This window comes from Flavobacterium sp. ZB4R12 (assembly GCF_048276375.1).
Taxonomy (GTDB): domain Bacteria; phylum Bacteroidota; class Bacteroidia; order Flavobacteriales; family Flavobacteriaceae; genus Flavobacterium; species Flavobacterium gawalongense.
Genome location: NZ_JBLNKS010000015.1, coordinates 36,093 through 52,665 on the forward strand (window position 1 = coordinate 36,093; position 16,573 = coordinate 52,665).

Sequence of the window (16,573 nt, forward strand, 5' to 3'; positions counted from 1 at the left end):
AAATTAATATTCGATTATCGCTGCAACATTCTAAATCTAAAATTACTTGTTAATGAACATTAAAAAGGGAATTAAACTAAGCCTGACTAATCATTACATATCATTGAATTCATGTAGTGATTTCAATGTGTTTTCATAAAATAAAATTGCTGCCACTAAATTATCGGTATCTGAGTAAGGCACCATTCTCCTTTGAAACGCAACGGTTACGTCAAGAAAACTTGTAGTACTTTCGGCCTGTTCGGCCAAGATCTTTCTATTATCCGCATCATTGGGAATTCCCAAATCAGTCATAGTGACACCTGGTTTTGTAGCTAAGGCAATGTAGGGCAGTGTTTTAACAAGAACTTTTATACGCTCAATATATAATTCTAATAACTCCCCTTTTTTCATCCCTTGCAACTCTTTCTGATCATGGTATTTTTTTATTAATGCGGATGTACTAATAATACTTTTAGGAGCATTTTTATCTTGTGCGGAAACAATGCCTGTTGCTAACAAAAAACACACACTGAAAAAAATAATTTTCCCTTTCATACTTTTAATTTACAAATTAATTTATCAAACAAAAATATACAATAAAATTCAATTTACAACTTTGATACTGTTTTTTTTTGATTACAAAGGATTACAAAATGTAAAAAAAACCGTATTATATCGAACAAATTTGCATTTTATCGGATAGTTTGATTTTTTACTACATAAGTGGTAATAGGGGGATTAACAGGACTTTATAGCATTATGAAAGACTCCAAAAAAAAAACATTAATTCTCGTAACCAAATTTTTATTTATTAATATTAAACCTACACGTAAATAAAATAAAATTGTTGCTTTTTGACAAATAACAAGTGCTTTTATCTTTTTTAAGTCTTTTTTACCCAAAAAAAGTTAATTTTTATCTTAAAAAACAGCACTTATTCAATGTCATTTTTAAACATACTTTTACTGAAACTTTGCATCCTAAAATTTTAGACTAAACCATTTTCTGCTATCTTTGCTTCATGCAATTTTCAGAAATTTTAGGACAAGAACACATTAAAAGTCATTTGACAAAAAGTGCTGATTTGGGCAGAATCCCGCATGCACAATTGTTTGTTGGTCCTGAGGGAAGCGGTACTTTACCTATGGCGATTGCTTATGCACAATACATTATCTGCAGCAATCAAAACTCAGAAAACTCGGGTTCAAACGAAGCTTGCAACATCAAATTCCAAAAAACTTCGCATCCGGATTTGCATTTTATTTACCCAACTGTAAGTACCGAAGATGTAAAAACGAAACCAAAAAGCATCGATTTTATCACGGAATGGAGAGAATTTTTAAACCAAAATTCATACGGAAGTTTGTTTGATTGGTACCAAACCCTTGGTGTTAAAAATAAACAAGGAGAAATCAGGGTTGACGATGCCCAGGAAATCTTGAAATCTTTGGCTTTAAAATCCTACGAAGGCGGCTACAAAGTAATGATTATTTGGATGGCCGATAAATTAAATATTGCCGCTTCCAATAAATTATTGAAATTACTGGAAGAACCTACAGACAGAACGGTTTTCATCTTGATTTCAGAAAATGAAGAAGATATAATCCAAACCATTCGTTCCCGATGCCAAGTCTTACATTTTAATGGTTTGAGCGAGAAAGTTATCTCAGAAGCCTTAGTTTCTAAAGAAAATACAGAGCCTAAAACGGCTTTAAAAATAGCGCATCAAGCACAAGGAAATTATAACAAAGCACTGCAATTATTACAACCGGATAGCGAATCTGTTTTTTTCGAAAAATGGTTTGTTGATTGGGTTCGTGCCGCTTTTAGAGCCAAAGGAAATGCGGCCGCCATTCAGGATTTGATTCAATGGAGCGAGCAAATTGCCAGTTTAGGAAGAGAAACCCAAAAGAAATTTTTACATTTTTGTATCGATATGTTCCGTCAGGCTTTATTGCTGAATTATCAAACTGAAAGCTTGGTTTACATGGAACCACAAGTGGAGAAATTCAAACTGGAGAATTTTGCCCCTTTTGTAAACGGCAACAATATAAATGATATTTTTAAAGAACTTTCGGATGCAATGTATCATATTGAACGCAACGGAAATGCAAAAATTATTTTAACCGATTTATCTATAAAACTTACCCGTTTAATTCACAAAAAATAAAAACATGAACAACATTACTTCTATTTTAATTTTGATTTTTCTGGCTATTACTTTTCTGCAATCCGGTTACGACAAACTGTTTTATTGGAAAGATAATGTTGACTGGTTAAAAGGTCATTTTGCTAAAACACAATTAAAAAACCAAGTGCCTCTGGCTTTACTGAATATTTTAATTTTAGAATTAATCTCAGGTATTTTATGTGTGGTTGGCTGCATCGAATTATTGGTAAACAATGGAAGAATATTTGGCTTTTACGGAGCGGTTTTCTCCTGCATCACTTTATTGATGTTGCTTTTCGGACAAAGATTAGCCAAAGATTATGATGGTGCCAGAACGATTGTTATCTATTTTATACCAGCTATATTGGCCGTTTATTGGTTAAACTAGAAACCACAATATTATTTAAAACAACACTTACTTTTTATACAAAAAAATGACTCCAAAACATCCTTCAGAATCCCTGACGATATTAACCGATTTGGTTTTACCGAGCGAAACCAATCCTTTGAATAATCTTTTTGGTGGCGAATTGTTAGCCCGAATGGATCGCGCAGCGAGTATTGCAGCCGGAAGACATTCCCGAAGAATAACCGTGACCGCATCCGTAAATCACGTGGCGTTTAACAGAGCTATTCCACTGGGAAGTGTCGTAAATGTTGAGGCTAAAGTCTCCAGATCTTTCAGAAGTTCAATGGAAATATTTATTGACGTTTGGGTAGAAGACAGACAATCTGGAAACCGTACCAAAGCCAATGAGGCCATTTATACTTTTGTAGCTGTTGATGAAAGTGGAAGACCTGTAGAAGTCCCACAAATAATTCCAGAAACAGAACTGGAAAAACAACGCTTTGATGCTGCATTAAGACGCAAACAACTCAGTTTAGTTTTAGCCGGAAAAATGAACCCTCACGACGCCACTGAATTGAAGGCGCTGTTCCAGTAACAAGCATAATTAACTTGTTTTGTTTTTATTAGAATTTAGATTTAAATATTATGACTATCCGTAAATAATACTAAAGGAAAATTAAACACTAATTCGTGAAATTTGTGGAAATTCGTGGCTAAAAAAATAATTATAGTCCGCTTAGCGGACAGTCATATAAAATATTCTTGAAAGAGAAAATTTACATTAAAAAAAGAAGTATTTTTACGAAAACAAATGTTCTTACATAAATGAAATTTTCAGGATAATTAGTCACCCTGTCAATTTCTTACAGTTATAAAATAATACAAATAGATGAAAGAAAAGGTAAAAGAGAAGATGAGTACAGAGAAAGAATCCAAATTAAAAGCGCTACAACTTACGCTTGACAAACTAGACAAAACGTACGGAAAAGGAACCGTAATGAAAATGGGAGATAAAGCCATTGAGGAAGTAGAAACTATTTCATCAGGGTCTTTAGGGATTGATTTGGCATTGGGGGTTGGAGGATATCCAAGAGGAAGAATCATTGAAATATACGGTCCAGAATCTTCAGGAAAAACAACTTTGACGCTTCACGCCATTGCTGAGGCTCAAAAAGCGGGTGGAATTGCTGCTTTTATTGATGCGGAACATGCTTTCGACAGAAATTATGCAGAGAAATTAGGTGTAGATATTGAAAACCTAATCATTTCTCAACCAGATAATGGGGAACAAGCTTTAGAAATTGCTGAAAACCTGATTCGTTCAGGAGCAATTGACATTGTTGTAATTGACTCGGTTGCCGCTTTGACTCCAAAAAGTGAAATCGAAGGCGAAATGGGAGATTCTAAAATGGGTCTTCATGCACGTTTGATGTCTCAAGCATTGCGTAAATTAACAGGAACGATCAGCAAAACGCATTGTACCGTTTTCTTCATCAATCAATTAAGAGAGAAAATTGGAGTAATGTTCGGTAATCCGGAAACTACAACAGGAGGAAATGCATTGAAGTTTTACGCTTCGGTTCGTTTAGACATCCGTCGTTCCACTCAAATAAAAGATGGTGACAATGTACTTGGAAACAGAACCAAAGTAAAAGTGGTGAAAAACAAAGTCGCTCCGCCTTTTAAAATTGCTGAATTTGACATCATGTATGGTGAAGGAATTTCAAAAACAGGAGAAATTTTAGATCTTGCAGTAGAATTTGAAATCATCAAAAAAGCGGGATCTTGGTTCAGTTATGGTGAAACCAAATTAGGTCAAGGCCGTGATGCTGTTAAGTCTTTAATAAAAGACAATCCGGAATTAGCGGATGAATTAGAAGAAAAAATTAAAGCCAGAATAAAAGAATTAGCAGAAGCATAAAACTAAAACCCGAAAAATTTTTCGGGTTTTTTTATTTTTACACGCAACCTTTTTCAAAAATTTTTATCTAATAAAAAAAACAGCCTCAACCTCATTTGAAGAAGCTGAATAGTATAAATTTAAAAAATGAAAAAATGAAAAAATTTGCCCTGTTTATTCTGTTAATTACAACCCTGACAGGATGTACTCTTGATAATGACAATCGAGATTCCTACACCTATGAAGTGCTTCCTGTTGATAGTTATACCCTGCCTGAAAAATTTACATTGGGAAATACGTATGAAATAAAATTAAAATATACAAAACCTACTGAATGTCATTATTTTCAAGGCATCTATTATAGTAAAGACCTCAATATACGAACCATAGCCATTCAAACAGCTGTAAATAACAACCAAGTTTGCACGCAATCAATCCCAGCGCAGTCGGAGATTTCTTTTAATTTTTATGTAACAAATACCGGATCTTATATTTTCAAATTTTATATAGGAAAAGATGCCGCTGGTATAGAACTTTTTGAAGAAGTAGAAATTCCTGTAGTCAACTAACAAATAGAATAAATTCTGTGGGATTAGATCAAATAATTAATGACTGTAAAAAAAATTACCCCAAAGCTCAAGAACAATTGTACCAATTGTTTGCTAAAAAGTTTTTTGGGGTATGCTTAAAGTATTCCAGTAATTATGCGGATGCCCAAGACAATTTACAAGATGGATTTTTAATTATCTTCAGAAAAATAGAACAGTTTAGCGACAAAGGCTCTTTTGAAGGCTGGGCCAAAAGAATAATGATAAATAATGCACTCCAAAAATACAGAGGTGTTCGGTATATGGAGGTTATAAATGAAAATATTCCTGATACGGCTATTGAAGTTGACGACGAGAACATTTCTATCGATTATTTAATGCAAATTATTCAAGAATTACCCGACCAGTATCGATTAGTCTTCAGCCTCTACGTTCTCGATGGATATTCTCATAAAGAGGTCGCAGAAATGCTTAAAATAACAACAGGGACCACAAAATCCAATCTTGCCAGGGCACGATTGATTTTAAAAGAGAAAATAGAAGCGTACACAAGAATTGAAATAAAGTCATTGGCAAAATGAACGATAAAAAAAACATAGACCGACTGTTTCAAGAAAGATTCAAAGATTTTGAAGCAGAACCAAACAATCAGGTTTGGATAAACATAGAAGCGGCTTTAAATGAAAAAGAAAAAGAACGAAAAATAATTCCGTTTTGGATGCAATTTTCAGGAATTGCCGCTGCTTTTATTTTAGGTTTATTTGCCTTGAACACGGTTTTAAAAACGAATCCTGAAATTGAAAACAGTATCGTTTTAGACACAAAAGTTTTAATAAATTCTCCTGAACACAAGGATTCTATTCCAAATAAAATGGAAAAAGAAACAAATCCTTTCGATATAAAAAACAGTCAACAAGTAGTAATAACTAACCCAAAAACCGTTAGAAACCATGAAAAAGAAATTACACCTTTTGCTCCATCAAAAGCCGCTGATGACAAAAAAAAGAATCAGAATAATACTAACCTTTATTTCTCAAAAAATCATCCACCGATAAAACAAACAGCGAGTGGTAAAGGCGTCATTAATTACAACTCATTAATTGTAGATAAAAACAGTGCGCAAAATACAAACTCGTTTGAGAACATTCAAAATCAAACGCTGGAAAAAAAGGCGTTCCAAGAGAAAAACGATTCTAAAATTGCAGTAATAGAATCTAAAAAACAACCCTCAATTATTCCGGAATCTCCAAACGAATTAGAGGAAATTCTAAAAAAGAAAGAAGAAGAAAAACAAACTGTAGTTCTTAAAAACAAATGGCAAATTGTTCCTAATGTAGCTGCAGTGTATCTGAATTCAAATTCGGGTGGATCGGCTATTGATCCTCAATTCTCAGAGAATCAAAAAACTGCCGATAACAGCCTAAGTTTTGGTATTGGAGTGAATTATGCTGTTTCTAAAAAAATAGCCTTACGAACCGGAATTAACAAGCTCACATTGGGATATAATACAAATAACGTGGTCTATTCAGCTGGTTTATCAAACAATAATTTGGCGAATATTAGTTATACCTCAAATGCATTAATTGAGATTAAAAACGAAGCCGCCCTTAATACACTAATAACTTTCGAAAAAGACCTGCAAAAAACAAATACAGGCGCATTAAACCAGAAAATGGGCTATTATGAAGTGCCTTTGGAACTTTCTTATGCAGTTTTAAACAAGAAATTTGGTATTAACGTCATTGGAGGAATAAGTATGTTATTTCTAAATCAAAATAAAATATCATTAGTTTCATCTGACACTAATGTGAAATTAGGAGAAGCAAAAAATTTAAACCAAATCCATTTTAGTACCAATGTTGGGTTGGGATTTAAATACCAATTAGTAAAATCATTTCAAATAAATTTTGAACCTATGGTTAAATATCAATTGAATACGTACTCCAGAGATTCTGGAAACTATAAACCTGTTTTTATTGGATTATACTCTGGTATAAGTTATACTTTTTAGTTTTATCAAATACTATTAATTGACTATAAATTATTTCCCGTACTTCCTCCCGAATTTCTTTCCGGTCTACCCCTTTTTTACCCAAAGTTTCCACGTGTGAATGTATTTTAACCCGCATAAGTCCGGGACTCCCACTAAAAAAAGTGTAGGAAAATCTTTTTTTATTGTCAGCAAAAGTAATGGGAACTATAGGTATTTGATGTTCAATTGCCAATCGAAAGGCACCATCTTTAAAAGTATCCAATATAACAGATTCATTATCTGGAACTCCACCTTCGGGGAAAATACAAATACTTAATCCTTGGTTTATCCTCTTTTGTGCCCGATTAAAAACTTCCATTCTACTTTTAGAACAACTTCGATCAACCAAAATACAGGTTCTTTTGTAGAAAAATCCAAATAAAGGAATTTTTGACAATTCTTTTTTACCCACAAAAACAAAAGGATTTCTAATTGCAGCGAGCATCAGCATAATATCTACCATAGAAGTATGATTGGCAACAATCATATAGCTGCTATCCCATTTCAGTCCTTGATTTTTGTCTATTTTGTAATAAAAACCCATTCCGAAAAGAATGATTTTTGCCCAAATACGGGCCATCTTAAAAAAGTAAGGATAACCACTTTCAGTCAAAATAGAAAGCACTAAAAAAGGAAACATCACAAGTATAGGAATGGCCATTAAAACATAAAACCATATGCGCCAAAGTGTCCAAAAAATAATTTTCAATCCTCTCATAAGGTCAAAAATAAGGAATCATATGTTAATATTATTAAAAGAATTAAATTTGAAACCTATTTAGTACTATAAAAACCTAAAAACCTTGTGAACTTTGCGAAAATCTTTGCGAACTTTGCGATCAAGAAAAAAAACATAATGGCAAAAATACTTACTGGTGTTCAAAGTACAGGAACTCCGCATTTAGGAAACTTACTTGGCGCAATCATTCCCGCAATAGCATTATCAAATAAATCCGAAAACGAATCGTTTCTTTTCATTGCCGATTTGCACTCGATAACACAAATAAAAAATGGCGAAACCTTAAGAACAAATACCTACAGTACTGCAGCAGCTTGGCTTGCCTGTGGTTTGAATGTAGATAAAGTAGTTTTTTACAGACAATCGGATGTGCCACAAACAGCGGAATTATCATGGTATTTAAGCTGTTTTTTTCCTTTTCAACGCTTGACATTAGCCCATTCCTTCAAAGACAAAGCGGATAGACTGGAAGATGTCAATGCTGGTTTGTTTTCGTATCCAATGTTGATGGCTGCCGATATTTTATTATACGATGCCCAATTTGTTCCTGTTGGAAAAGACCAATTGCAACACCTTGAAATTACACGCGATGTAGCGTCTCGTTTCAACCACCAAATGGGAGAAACTTTTGTACTTCCTGAAGCCAAAATTCAAGAAGACAGCATGCTTATTCCTGGAACCAATGGTGGTAAAATGAGTAAATCAGCGAATAACATTATCAATATTTTCCTGGACGACAAAGCGTTGCGTAAACAAGTCATGAGTATTGAAACCGACAGCACGCCACTGGAAGATCCAAAAAATCCTGAAACTTGTAATGCGTTTGCCATCTATAAATTATTAGCAAATGAAGAACAACTAGACATTATGAGAACCAATTATTTGGGTGGAAACTACGGGTACGGTCACGCTAAACAAGCCTTATTTGAATTAATCACAGAAAAATTCAAAACCGAAAGAGAAAAATACAATTACTACATGAACAACCTTGATGAAGTTGATGAATTACTTAAAAAAGGAGCCGAAAAAGCAGCAGTTGTTGCCAATGGCGTTTTGAATAGAGTAAGAGAAAAATTAGGGTTTGAGTAAATCTATAGAAAAGTTATCTATCTCATTCTAAATACAATAAAAAAACATAAATTTGCAAGATGCTATCTAAAAAACAAATAAATACCATTATCAAGGTATTAAAGCCTTATAATCCAAAAAGAATTGGGTTGTTTGGTTCTGTGGCAAGAAGTGAAGAAACAGCTTCAAGTGATATTGATATTTTATACAATTTCAATTCGCCTGTTACTTTATTTAACCTTGCAGAGATACAAGATAAACTCCAAAAAATCTTAAAAAAAGAGGTAGATTTAGTCTCAGAAAATGCAATACATCCTAAATTGAAAGATTATATTTTTAATGACTTGAAAGTAATCTATGAAAATTAACAAAAACATTTTCAGATTAGAACACATACTTGAATCTATTGAAAAAATCCAATATATAGTTAAGGATTTAGACTATGGAGATTATTTAGAAGATTGGATAAAACAAGACGCAATCGTCAGAAATTTTGAAATTATTTGGAGAAGCAATTGCTAATTTAGATGATGAAATAAAAGCTAAAAACCCCGATGTTGAATGGAAATTAGCAAAAGATATGCGGAATTTTTTGGTTCACGAATATTTTAAAGTAGATTTCAAAGCCGTTTGGGATACCATAAATATTCATTTGCCAAAGCTAAAAGATCAAATTACTAAGACCCTCGAAGAGACAAAAAACCTTGACTTATAGTAATTTATCTTTTTATATTGCCTCAAACAATTTCCCTGGCAAAGGTCGAATTACCCCTTTCAGTTCCATATTCAAAAGCATTCCTGAAATCCTATAAATGGGAAAATCACAACGCAAGGCAATAATATCCATTACTTCTTTTCCGGTTTTTAAAAGGTAATCGTATACTTTTTGTTCCTCTTCATCTAAAGTCACAAACAATTGTTTTTGCACGGGTTTTGTTTCTTTCTCTAAGTCCCAATTCAGGATATAAATTAAATCCGCTGCGCTGGTGAGCACATTTGCTTTTTGGGTTTTTATCAGGTTGTTGCACCCTTGGCTGTATTTATCGGTAACACGTCCAGGAACGGCAAAAACATCGCGGTTGTAATCATTGGCCATGTTGGCCGTAATCAATGAACCGCCTCTATCGGCTGACTCAATTACGATGGTAGCTTCAGACATACCCGCAACGATTCTGTTTCTTCGAACAAAGTTTTCTTTATCAGGATTCGAGGAACTCCAAAACTCGGTCATAAAACCACCGTTTTGTTCCACTTTGGCCACATATTTTTTATGGGTTTTCGGGTAAATTTGGTTCAAACCATGCGCTACAACTCCTATCGTCTGTAAATTATGTTCCATTGCCAGTTGATGTGCCACGATATCCACCCCATAAGCAAAACCACTTACGATTATGGGATCCAGCGGTGCCAAATCTTCAATCAGTTTTCTACAGAATTCTATTCCGTAAGACGTAATTTGACGCGTTCCCACAATACTGATTATTTTTTTATTTTTTAAGTCGATATTCCCCGAGGTAAATAACAAAAGCGGGCCGTCGATACAATGTTTCAACCGTTCCGGATATCCTTCTTCTTGAAAATAAACGGCATTAATGCCATTCGATTGTATAAACTCAAGCTCTTGAGTAGCTTTTTCGAAAACCGATTTGTCCTTTAAATTTTTCAGCAACATAGAACCCACACCATCAATTGCCGCAAGTTGTCCTGTTTTGGTATTGAAGACTTCTTCGGCACTTCCGCAATGGGTTAACAATTTTTTGGCCATAATATCACCAACTCCTTCTACTCTTTGCAGCGCCAATAAATAAAATAAATCCTGTTCTTTCATGCTAATCATTTGTGGGTGAAATGTATAAATTTTTATGCGGATTGTTAATAAAAATTGTGAATAAAATTTTGATAACTATTTTCGTTGTATAACTTTGTACGTATGAAAATCGAACTATACATCGCGCAGCTTTTATACCGTTATCAATGTGTAACCGTTCCGGGATTCGGAGCTTTTTTGACCGAAATTCAGTCGGCTCAGCTGAATGAAAGCACGAATTCATTTTCTCCACCAAAAAAAATGATTTCTTTCAATGCTAATCTAAAGAATAATGATGGATTATTAGCGAATCATATTGCTCAAGCTGAAAAAACATCTTATGAATATGCCGTAAGCGCCATTCAGTATGAAGTCTTTACTTGGAAAAAAGCATTAGAACAAAACAACGTGTTTTCTATAAAAAACATAGGCGATCTTTGTTTGAATGCCGATAATAATTTGGTTTTCACGCCTTACGATCAAACCAATTATTTGGCAAGCTCTTTTGGTTTAGCTCCTTTTGTTTCTCCTCTTGTAAAAAGAGAAATCTTTGAAAAACAAGTAATAGCAATTGAAGAAAAAGAAACAATTCAATTGGTTCCTGAAACAAGGACAGCAAGTCCATATTTAAAATATGCCGCAATTTTTGTATTAGGATTAGGTCTTACAGGAAGTGTTGGTTATTCTATTTACCAAAACCAAATTGCCTCAGAAACAATACTTGTTGAAACTGCTGTTCAAAAACAAGTACAAAATAAAATTCAGGAAGCTACTTTCTTTATCAAAAGTCCAGTTCCAGCTGTAACATTATCAGTTAAATCAGCCGTTAAGGAAGTAAAAATGCCGTATCACATTATGGCTGGTGTTTATAGAGAAGAAAAAAATGCAAATAAGACATTTAATCAATTAATTCATTTAGGATACAAAGCACGCCGTATTGCTCCTAATAAACATGGATTATTTCCTGTACTTTACGGAAGCTATTCTACTTTTTCAGAAGCGCAAAAAGCACAATCTGAAATTCAGAAAAAGCATAATCCAGAAGCTTGGATATTGATTGAATCACTATAATAAAAACAAAAATTAATAAATTATCTCTTTTCGAGATAATTTAAAATTTTGTGATTCTTGATAGTTGATTAATTTTTAATTAATTTTACATCAATAAGTTAAGATTTAAAAAATGAAACTCACTGCAAATCAAATTAATTTAATCAAGGATTTTTTTTCAAGACAACCCGTTTTGAAAGCCTATTTATTTGGTTCTTATTCAAGAGGTGAAGAAAATGAAAATAGTGATGTTGATTTATTGGTTGAATTAGACTATACACAGCCTATTGGTCTGGAATTCATTCAAATGCAAATAGATTTACAAAAATTACTTTCTAAAAAAGTAGATTTGGTTTCTGCAAGAGGATTGTCAAAATACATAAAGCCTATTCTAGACAAAGAAAAAAAACTAATTTATGCAAGATAGATATTCGTCACTATTTACATTAGAGTTTGTTTTTACGAAAAGCCAGGGCATTCTCTTTTAAAAAATTAATTTCTTTCAATATTTGAATTTCACAAAAAATGATTTTAATTGAAAATAAAATCAAGATAGATTAGGTAATAAAGTAACTCTTTTCAGAATTGGGTTAGTTCAAATTCAAACTCGCTTTGAACATTCTCAACTCTTCCCAGGTAAATTTATCGCCGTATTTTTCTTTTAAAGGCGAAATTGACTCTTCTTTGTAACCATAAAACGCTTCGGTCAATTCCTGAATTTTATCTTCTGGTAAAACATCATTAATGCTTATTGTTTTTGCAATAATCAATTTGGTTAAATGCCCTAAAATAGTATCCTCAGTGAACTTTCTAATAGCAGCAATTTCCTTGATGGAATTCTTCTCCAGCCACAATTCATAGGTTTCCTGCACGGTAGATTTCTTAGGTTCTTTTTTATCTGATTTCTTTTTTGAAGTGTAGCGTTCTAAATCTTTTTCATCCTCGATCAAGGTGATATTTACTTCCTTGAATTGATTTTGAATTGCTTCCGTTTTTCGGCTGATGTACTTTTTTATCTCTGACGAAGTCAATTTCTCTTTCGAAATAGTTTCACCTGCAACAACCGTTTCTATCAATAATTTGGCTTTCATTAATCGCAGAACGGCTTTGGTTTGCAATTCTTCCAGAACGATTAATTCATCGTAAAACGCTTTTACTTTTTTGATGCGTTTTACTTCCTCCAGTTTCCAAAGGATTTCAAAAACCAAATCATCCATTGGCTCCAGAAAGTAACGGAATGCCGCTTGAATTCTTTCCGAAATATGGTTTAAATCGGCGGTTTCCTGGCTGAAAAGCTTATTCAATTGTGATATGAATTTTTTGGATGGATCCAAAAGCTGTTCGATGACTTCCGTTTGTTTTTTGGCCCAAACGGCATGTTTGGATTTCTCTGAATTTTCTGAATTTTCTGTGTAACTGAATTTATGATTGCGCCATTCCTGAGCCAAATCACCCCAATCGAACGTGTTTATCAGATAGTTATGGATAAAATTTTTGGTTTCAAAATGCAATGCATTTTCTAGATACGAATCCGAAGCTTTGTTCAACGAATAATCCATCACATCCTGATCGTTAGAAATCCCGTTCATTTGCAGCGGAGAAAGCAAAATAAGACCCTCTAACGAGCGCAAACGCGACAACGCGACATATGCTTGTCCCGGAAGAAAAACTTGCGAAACATCAAGCGCAGCTTTATCAAAAGTCAATCCCTGGCTTTTATGAACCGTAATAGCCCACGCTAATTTTATCGGATAATGTACAAAAGTACCTAAAACCTCTTCTTCAATTTCTTTGGTCAATTCGTCTACTTTATAACGAATGTTTTGCCATTCATATTTTTCGACTTCTATGGTTTTGTTTTCTTCTGGAAAATGAACCAGAATTTCCTGACTCGAAAGCGATTTGACAATTCCCATTTTTCCATTGAAGTAGTTTTTGTCAAAGGACAAATCATTTTTTACAAACATGATTTGCGCTCCCACTTTCAACTGTAATTGTTGTTCCACCGGAAATATTTTTTCGGGAAAATCCCCAACAACATCTGGTTTATAAGTCACTAGCTTTCCTTCTAAATCTTCCAAAGCCTGCGCATTCATCGTATCGGCTTTGGCATTGTGCGTGGTTAAAGTGATATACCCTTTATTGGCTTTTAAATCAAAATCCGGTTTTACGTATTGATTTAAGGTTTGAATATCTTCTTGAGAAATCTGGTTGTTTCGCAGGTTGTTTAAAACCGCAATAAAAGTATCATCCGTCTGGCGAAAAATCTTGGATAGTTCAATGTATAACGGTGGATTTTGCTGCACGACATGCGAATGGAAAAAGAATTTTCCTTTGTAATATGTTTTTAACGTTCGCCATTCTTCATCCCGAATTACAGGAGGCAATTGTAATAAATCCCCGATAAACAAAACTTGGACTCCACCAAAAGGAGTGTTTTTTTTACGGACCGTTTGCATCATATAATCCATAGCGTCCAATAAATCAGCACGAAGCATACTGACTTCATCAATTACCAACAATTCCATATTGCGAATCACGGATTTCTTCAAACCGCTCATTTTGAAATGCCTGCGCAAAGTAGCTTTGGTTTCAAATTTGGTGCTTTCGGAAAATTGAGGCGAAGAATTGTCCGGAATAAATCCTCCAAACGGCAGCTGAAACATGGAATGTATCGTTACTCCGCCGGCATTTAACGCGGCAATTCCCGTAGGCGCAACAACAACGGTGTTCTTGTGCGTAGTTTGGATAATTTCGCGTAAAAGGGTAGTTTTTCCTGTTCCTGCTTTTCCGGTAAGAAAAACAGAGCGGTGGGTTTGATTGATGAATCGTAAAGTGTAGGTGGCGGCTTCTGAAATGGTTTGCATTAGGCGTGTATATATAGAGCTAAAGTATTGAAAATAGGAATACTATTTTAATTTTTGGAAAACATTTTATGTTTATAATTCGAATGTTTTTTAGCCCCGATAGCAGCGGAAATCCTCGAAATTTAGAAAGTGATTTTTTTCTGGTCGGAAAAGAGCAACCAAAGGAAGCTCCTTTTATGGGTAAGAAAAAACATTTTCTAAACGAGAGATTGAAGCAGATAGCGGGAAATAGCTTCAAAAAAAATGCCTCCAATCTAAATTTAGACGAAGGCAATCTTTTGAATTAATATAAAAAAATTATTTTTTAGCTTCTGCTTTTTCTTCCGTTTTAGCAGGTGACTTGTATTTCTCATTTAACAATTTGATGATCTCTTTTGTGATATCAAATTTGTCCTCAGCGTATAGAATTGAAGCGGCGTCACCTGTACCGTAGATGTATGCATATCCTTTCTCTTTACCGTATGTTTTGATGAATTTTTTCACACCACTTACTAAAGAATCCATTTCTTTTCCGCTTTCTTGTTGCAATTCTTGAGACAACGCTTGTTGCGCATAACTTAATTGTTGCTCTCTTTTTTGCAATTCAGCACCTTTTTGTTGTGCCCAAGCTTGACCATTTGCTTGTGCTTGACTTTGAAAATTAGCTGCATCTTGTTTAAATCTTGCAATTTCAGCTTCTAATTGTCTGCCTTTTTCTTCTGCTCTTGCTTTATATTTTGCTTCAAGGTCTTTTGCCTCTGTATATTCTTTCATTAATTCAGAAGTGTCTACGTAAGCTGTTTTTACTTCCTTAACTTCTGCTGGTTTGTTACAAGATACAAGTGAAATTGAAAGTGCGATAATTACTAATGCTTTTTTACTCATATTTTTAATATTTCTTTTTTGGTATTCGTGAATCTTCGATTTCATTTTAGTTAATTTCTAATTTTTAAGTATTGGTGACAAAAATATAAAAAAATAGATAGCATTGACATAAAGTTTAAAAAATGCTAAATATTTATGATATAAGATTTTACTATTGTGATTAATGAATGTATAATTTATGACTATTAAAAACAGACTTCATATCTTTTAAATAAACCGATTAGTTTAAAAATCCGACAATCACCTCAATTTCACCAAAAAATGCGCTTAAATGCACTTAAAATGAATTTTAGTTGTTTTTCAGGATGTAAATGTGTGAAGAATACTCAAAATTCTTCTTAGCTTCCCAATTAGATTGTAATCCGATAAAAAAGGCTTTTATAAAATTCATTTTTCCTGTTTTGTATTTTTCCGAAAGCAAGCTCACATAAAAAGAATCAAATTTCATAGGAAGCACTTTTACCAATTTCATTTCTTCTTTTTCGAAAAGCATTTTTATAGCCGTTTTAGAAAAATGCCAAAAATGAATCGGCACATCATAAGCAGCCCAAAACTTTCCGTAATGTTTTGCGTCGAAAGATTTAAAATTAGGAACGGCAATAATTAAAGTTCCGTTTGGCTTTAACAATCTTTTCAATTCTTTTATTTGGTTATCCAAATTAGGAACGTGTTCCAAAACATGCCACATCGAAATCACGTCAAAAGAATGATTTTCTAATTCGCTTGTTTTCCCAACAAATGAAACGCCTTTCCTTTTTGCAATAGCCTTTGCTTTTTCGCTTGGCTCCACTCCTATTGTATGCCAACCATTTTCTTTGGCCACTGATAAAAAATCTCCTGTTCCGGCACCAATATCTAAAACACTCCCTTTATTAGATTCTAGTGAATTGATTAAATTCAATTTGTTTTTAAGCGCAATGCTTTTAACAAAATGATACGCTTTTTCAAAGAAAGATTTTTTACTGTCTGTGTGTGAAATATAATCAACACTTTCGTAATATTTCCCTAAATTTTCTAAACTGGGTTGTGGAGATGTAATCAACATATCCAACTTCTCGTCATGATATAAGTCGAACATTTCCTGAGAAACGGAATGATCTTTAACGGTTAAAAAAGGCTGTTTGTTTAAAAAGTCCATTAATTAATATTGCTTTTATATTTTAATTTTAAACTAAACCCTGAAAACACCAAAGGATA

General features: G+C 33.6%; 19 protein-coding genes. 13 read left to right on the forward strand and 6 right to left on the reverse strand.

Annotated features, from left to right (window positions below; all coding sequences use genetic code 11):
• Nucleotides 1-93: 93 nt before the first annotated feature.
• Nucleotides 94-537, reverse strand: a complete 444-nt coding sequence (locus ACNO7W_RS11945; RefSeq protein WP_314895749.1) for a hypothetical protein — start codon at nucleotides 535-537, stop codon at nucleotides 94-96.
• 466 nt (nucleotides 538-1,003) lie between these two features.
• Between ACNO7W_RS11945 and ACNO7W_RS11950 the strand changes: the two genes are divergently transcribed.
• From ACNO7W_RS11950 to ACNO7W_RS11980, 7 genes are all read left to right on the forward strand, one after another.
• The gene (locus ACNO7W_RS11950) at nucleotides 1,004-2,152 is read left to right on the forward strand and encodes an ATP-binding protein (protein WP_417938313.1); all 1,149 of its coding nucleotides are present in this window, start codon (nucleotides 1,004-1,006) and stop codon (nucleotides 2,150-2,152) included.
• A 4-nt stretch (nucleotides 2,153-2,156) separates the two neighbouring features.
• Nucleotides 2,157-2,540, forward strand: coding sequence for a DoxX family membrane protein (locus ACNO7W_RS11955; protein ID WP_143387264.1), 384 nt, complete (start codon nucleotides 2,157-2,159; stop codon nucleotides 2,538-2,540).
• Between the two features lie 46 nt (nucleotides 2,541-2,586).
• The gene (locus ACNO7W_RS11960; RefSeq protein WP_143387265.1) at nucleotides 2,587-3,096 is read left to right on the forward strand and encodes an acyl-CoA thioesterase; all 510 of its coding nucleotides are present in this window, start codon (nucleotides 2,587-2,589) and stop codon (nucleotides 3,094-3,096) included.
• Between the two features lie 318 nt (nucleotides 3,097-3,414).
• Nucleotides 3,415-4,422: a recombinase RecA gene (gene recA / locus ACNO7W_RS11965; RefSeq protein ID WP_035674074.1), complete on the forward strand. Its 1,008-nt coding sequence runs from the start codon at nucleotides 3,415-3,417 to the stop codon at nucleotides 4,420-4,422.
• Between the two features lie 134 nt (nucleotides 4,423-4,556).
• Complete coding sequence (locus ACNO7W_RS11970) at nucleotides 4,557-4,970, forward strand: hypothetical protein (protein WP_417938314.1); 414 nt, start codon at nucleotides 4,557-4,559, stop codon at nucleotides 4,968-4,970.
• 17 nt (nucleotides 4,971-4,987) lie between these two features.
• Nucleotides 4,988-5,530 carry a sigma-70 family RNA polymerase sigma factor gene (locus ACNO7W_RS11975; RefSeq protein WP_314895753.1) on the forward strand — a complete coding sequence of 181 codons (543 nt, stop codon included), beginning with the start codon at nucleotides 4,988-4,990 and terminating at the stop codon, nucleotides 5,528-5,530.
• On the forward strand, nucleotides 5,527-6,960 hold the full coding sequence (locus tag ACNO7W_RS11980; RefSeq protein WP_417938315.1) for a hypothetical protein: 1,434 nt from the start codon (nucleotides 5,527-5,529) through the stop codon (nucleotides 6,958-6,960). Before ACNO7W_RS11975 ends, ACNO7W_RS11980 begins: the two co-directional genes overlap by 4 nt.
• Here the strand turns inward: ACNO7W_RS11980 and ACNO7W_RS11985 are convergent.
• Nucleotides 6,923-7,699, reverse strand: a complete 777-nt coding sequence (locus tag ACNO7W_RS11985; RefSeq protein WP_417938316.1) for a lysophospholipid acyltransferase family protein — start codon at nucleotides 7,697-7,699, stop codon at nucleotides 6,923-6,925. The two genes, ACNO7W_RS11980 and ACNO7W_RS11985, sit on opposite strands and share 38 nt — an antisense overlap.
• A gap of 138 nt (nucleotides 7,700-7,837) precedes the next feature.
• On the opposite strand from ACNO7W_RS11985, the gene trpS reads away from it, so the two are divergent.
• The 4 genes from trpS to ACNO7W_RS12005 are packed head-to-tail and all read left to right on the forward strand — an operon-like array spanning nucleotide 7,838 to nucleotide 9,503.
• Nucleotides 7,838-8,809, forward strand: a complete 972-nt coding sequence (gene trpS / locus ACNO7W_RS11990; RefSeq protein ID WP_417938317.1) for a tryptophan--tRNA ligase — start codon at nucleotides 7,838-7,840, stop codon at nucleotides 8,807-8,809.
• A gap of 59 nt (nucleotides 8,810-8,868) precedes the next feature.
• Nucleotides 8,869-9,156 carry a nucleotidyltransferase family protein gene (locus tag ACNO7W_RS11995; RefSeq protein ID WP_417938318.1) on the forward strand — a complete coding sequence of 96 codons (288 nt, stop codon included), beginning with the start codon at nucleotides 8,869-8,871 and terminating at the stop codon, nucleotides 9,154-9,156.
• Nucleotides 9,146-9,310 carry a DUF86 domain-containing protein gene (locus ACNO7W_RS12000; RefSeq protein ID WP_417938319.1) on the forward strand — a complete coding sequence of 55 codons (165 nt, stop codon included), beginning with the start codon at nucleotides 9,146-9,148 and terminating at the stop codon, nucleotides 9,308-9,310. The genes ACNO7W_RS11995 and ACNO7W_RS12000 overlap by 11 nt, the downstream gene beginning before the upstream one ends.
• Nucleotides 9,282-9,503: a DUF86 domain-containing protein gene (locus ACNO7W_RS12005; protein ID WP_417938320.1), complete on the forward strand. Its 222-nt coding sequence runs from the start codon at nucleotides 9,282-9,284 to the stop codon at nucleotides 9,501-9,503. Before ACNO7W_RS12000 ends, ACNO7W_RS12005 begins: the two co-directional genes overlap by 29 nt.
• Before the next feature lie 12 nt (nucleotides 9,504-9,515).
• Here ACNO7W_RS12005 and dprA read toward each other — a convergent pair whose 3' ends face one another.
• Nucleotides 9,516-10,616, reverse strand: a complete 1,101-nt coding sequence (gene dprA / locus ACNO7W_RS12010; protein ID WP_417938321.1) for a DNA-processing protein DprA — start codon at nucleotides 10,614-10,616, stop codon at nucleotides 9,516-9,518.
• Nucleotides 10,617-10,718: 102 nt separating this feature from the next.
• Between dprA and ACNO7W_RS12015 the strand changes: the two genes are divergently transcribed.
• Nucleotides 10,719-11,666 (forward strand): SPOR domain-containing protein, encoded by a 948-nt coding sequence (locus ACNO7W_RS12015; protein ID WP_417938322.1) that lies wholly within the window; start codon nucleotides 10,719-10,721, stop codon nucleotides 11,664-11,666.
• A 112-nt stretch (nucleotides 11,667-11,778) separates the two neighbouring features.
• On the forward strand, nucleotides 11,779-12,072 hold the full coding sequence (locus tag ACNO7W_RS12020) for a nucleotidyltransferase family protein (RefSeq protein WP_143387273.1): 294 nt from the start codon (nucleotides 11,779-11,781) through the stop codon (nucleotides 12,070-12,072).
• Nucleotides 12,073-12,235: 163 nt separating this feature from the next.
• Here ACNO7W_RS12020 and ACNO7W_RS12025 read toward each other — a convergent pair whose 3' ends face one another.
• From ACNO7W_RS12025 to ACNO7W_RS12035, 3 genes are all read right to left on the reverse strand, one after another.
• The gene (locus tag ACNO7W_RS12025; protein WP_417938323.1) at nucleotides 12,236-14,512 is read right to left on the reverse strand and encodes a helix-turn-helix domain-containing protein; all 2,277 of its coding nucleotides are present in this window, start codon (nucleotides 14,510-14,512) and stop codon (nucleotides 12,236-12,238) included.
• A 297-nt stretch (nucleotides 14,513-14,809) separates the two neighbouring features.
• Nucleotides 14,810-15,421: an OmpH family outer membrane protein gene (locus ACNO7W_RS12030; protein ID WP_417938324.1), complete on the reverse strand. Its 612-nt coding sequence runs from the start codon at nucleotides 15,419-15,421 to the stop codon at nucleotides 14,810-14,812.
• A gap of 244 nt (nucleotides 15,422-15,665) precedes the next feature.
• Complete coding sequence (locus ACNO7W_RS12035) at nucleotides 15,666-16,514, reverse strand: class I SAM-dependent methyltransferase (RefSeq protein ID WP_417938325.1); 849 nt, start codon at nucleotides 16,512-16,514, stop codon at nucleotides 15,666-15,668.
• Between the last annotated feature and the right edge of the window lie 59 nt (nucleotides 16,515-16,573).

Coding starts and splice junctions, on each gene's coding strand:
- ACNO7W_RS11970 (WP_417938314.1), top strand. CDS start 4,557: ATGAAAAAATTTGCCCTGTTTATTCTGTTAATTACAACCCTGACAGGA.
- ACNO7W_RS11995 (WP_417938318.1), top strand. CDS start 8,869: ATGCTATCTAAAAAACAAATAAATACCATTATCAAGGTATTAAAGCCT.
- recA (WP_035674074.1), top strand. CDS start 3,415: ATGAGTACAGAGAAAGAATCCAAATTAAAAGCGCTACAACTTACGCTT.
- ACNO7W_RS11960 (WP_143387265.1), top strand. CDS start 2,587: ATGACTCCAAAACATCCTTCAGAATCCCTGACGATATTAACCGATTTG.
- ACNO7W_RS12000 (WP_417938319.1), top strand. CDS start 9,146: ATGAAAATTAACAAAAACATTTTCAGATTAGAACACATACTTGAATCT.
- ACNO7W_RS11950 (WP_417938313.1), top strand. CDS start 1,004: ATGCAATTTTCAGAAATTTTAGGACAAGAACACATTAAAAGTCATTTG.
- ACNO7W_RS12020 (WP_143387273.1), top strand. CDS start 11,779: ATGAAACTCACTGCAAATCAAATTAATTTAATCAAGGATTTTTTTTCA.
- ACNO7W_RS11985 (WP_417938316.1), bottom strand. CDS start 7,699: ATGAGAGGATTGAAAATTATTTTTTGGACACTTTGGCGCATATGGTTT.
- dprA (WP_417938321.1), bottom strand. CDS start 10,616: ATGAAAGAACAGGATTTATTTTATTTATTGGCGCTGCAAAGAGTAGAA.
- ACNO7W_RS12015 (WP_417938322.1), top strand. CDS start 10,719: ATGAAAATCGAACTATACATCGCGCAGCTTTTATACCGTTATCAATGT.
- ACNO7W_RS11955 (WP_143387264.1), top strand. CDS start 2,157: ATGAACAACATTACTTCTATTTTAATTTTGATTTTTCTGGCTATTACT.
- ACNO7W_RS11945 (WP_314895749.1), bottom strand. CDS start 537: ATGAAAGGGAAAATTATTTTTTTCAGTGTGTGTTTTTTGTTAGCAACA.
- ACNO7W_RS12025 (WP_417938323.1), bottom strand. CDS start 14,512: ATGCAAACCATTTCAGAAGCCGCCACCTACACTTTACGATTCATCAAT.
- ACNO7W_RS12030 (WP_417938324.1), bottom strand. CDS start 15,421: ATGAAATCGAAGATTCACGAATACCAAAAAAGAAATATTAAAAATATG.
- trpS (WP_417938317.1), top strand. CDS start 7,838: ATGGCAAAAATACTTACTGGTGTTCAAAGTACAGGAACTCCGCATTTA.
- ACNO7W_RS12035 (WP_417938325.1), bottom strand. CDS start 16,514: ATGGACTTTTTAAACAAACAGCCTTTTTTAACCGTTAAAGATCATTCC.
- ACNO7W_RS11980 (WP_417938315.1), top strand. CDS start 5,527: ATGAACGATAAAAAAAACATAGACCGACTGTTTCAAGAAAGATTCAAA.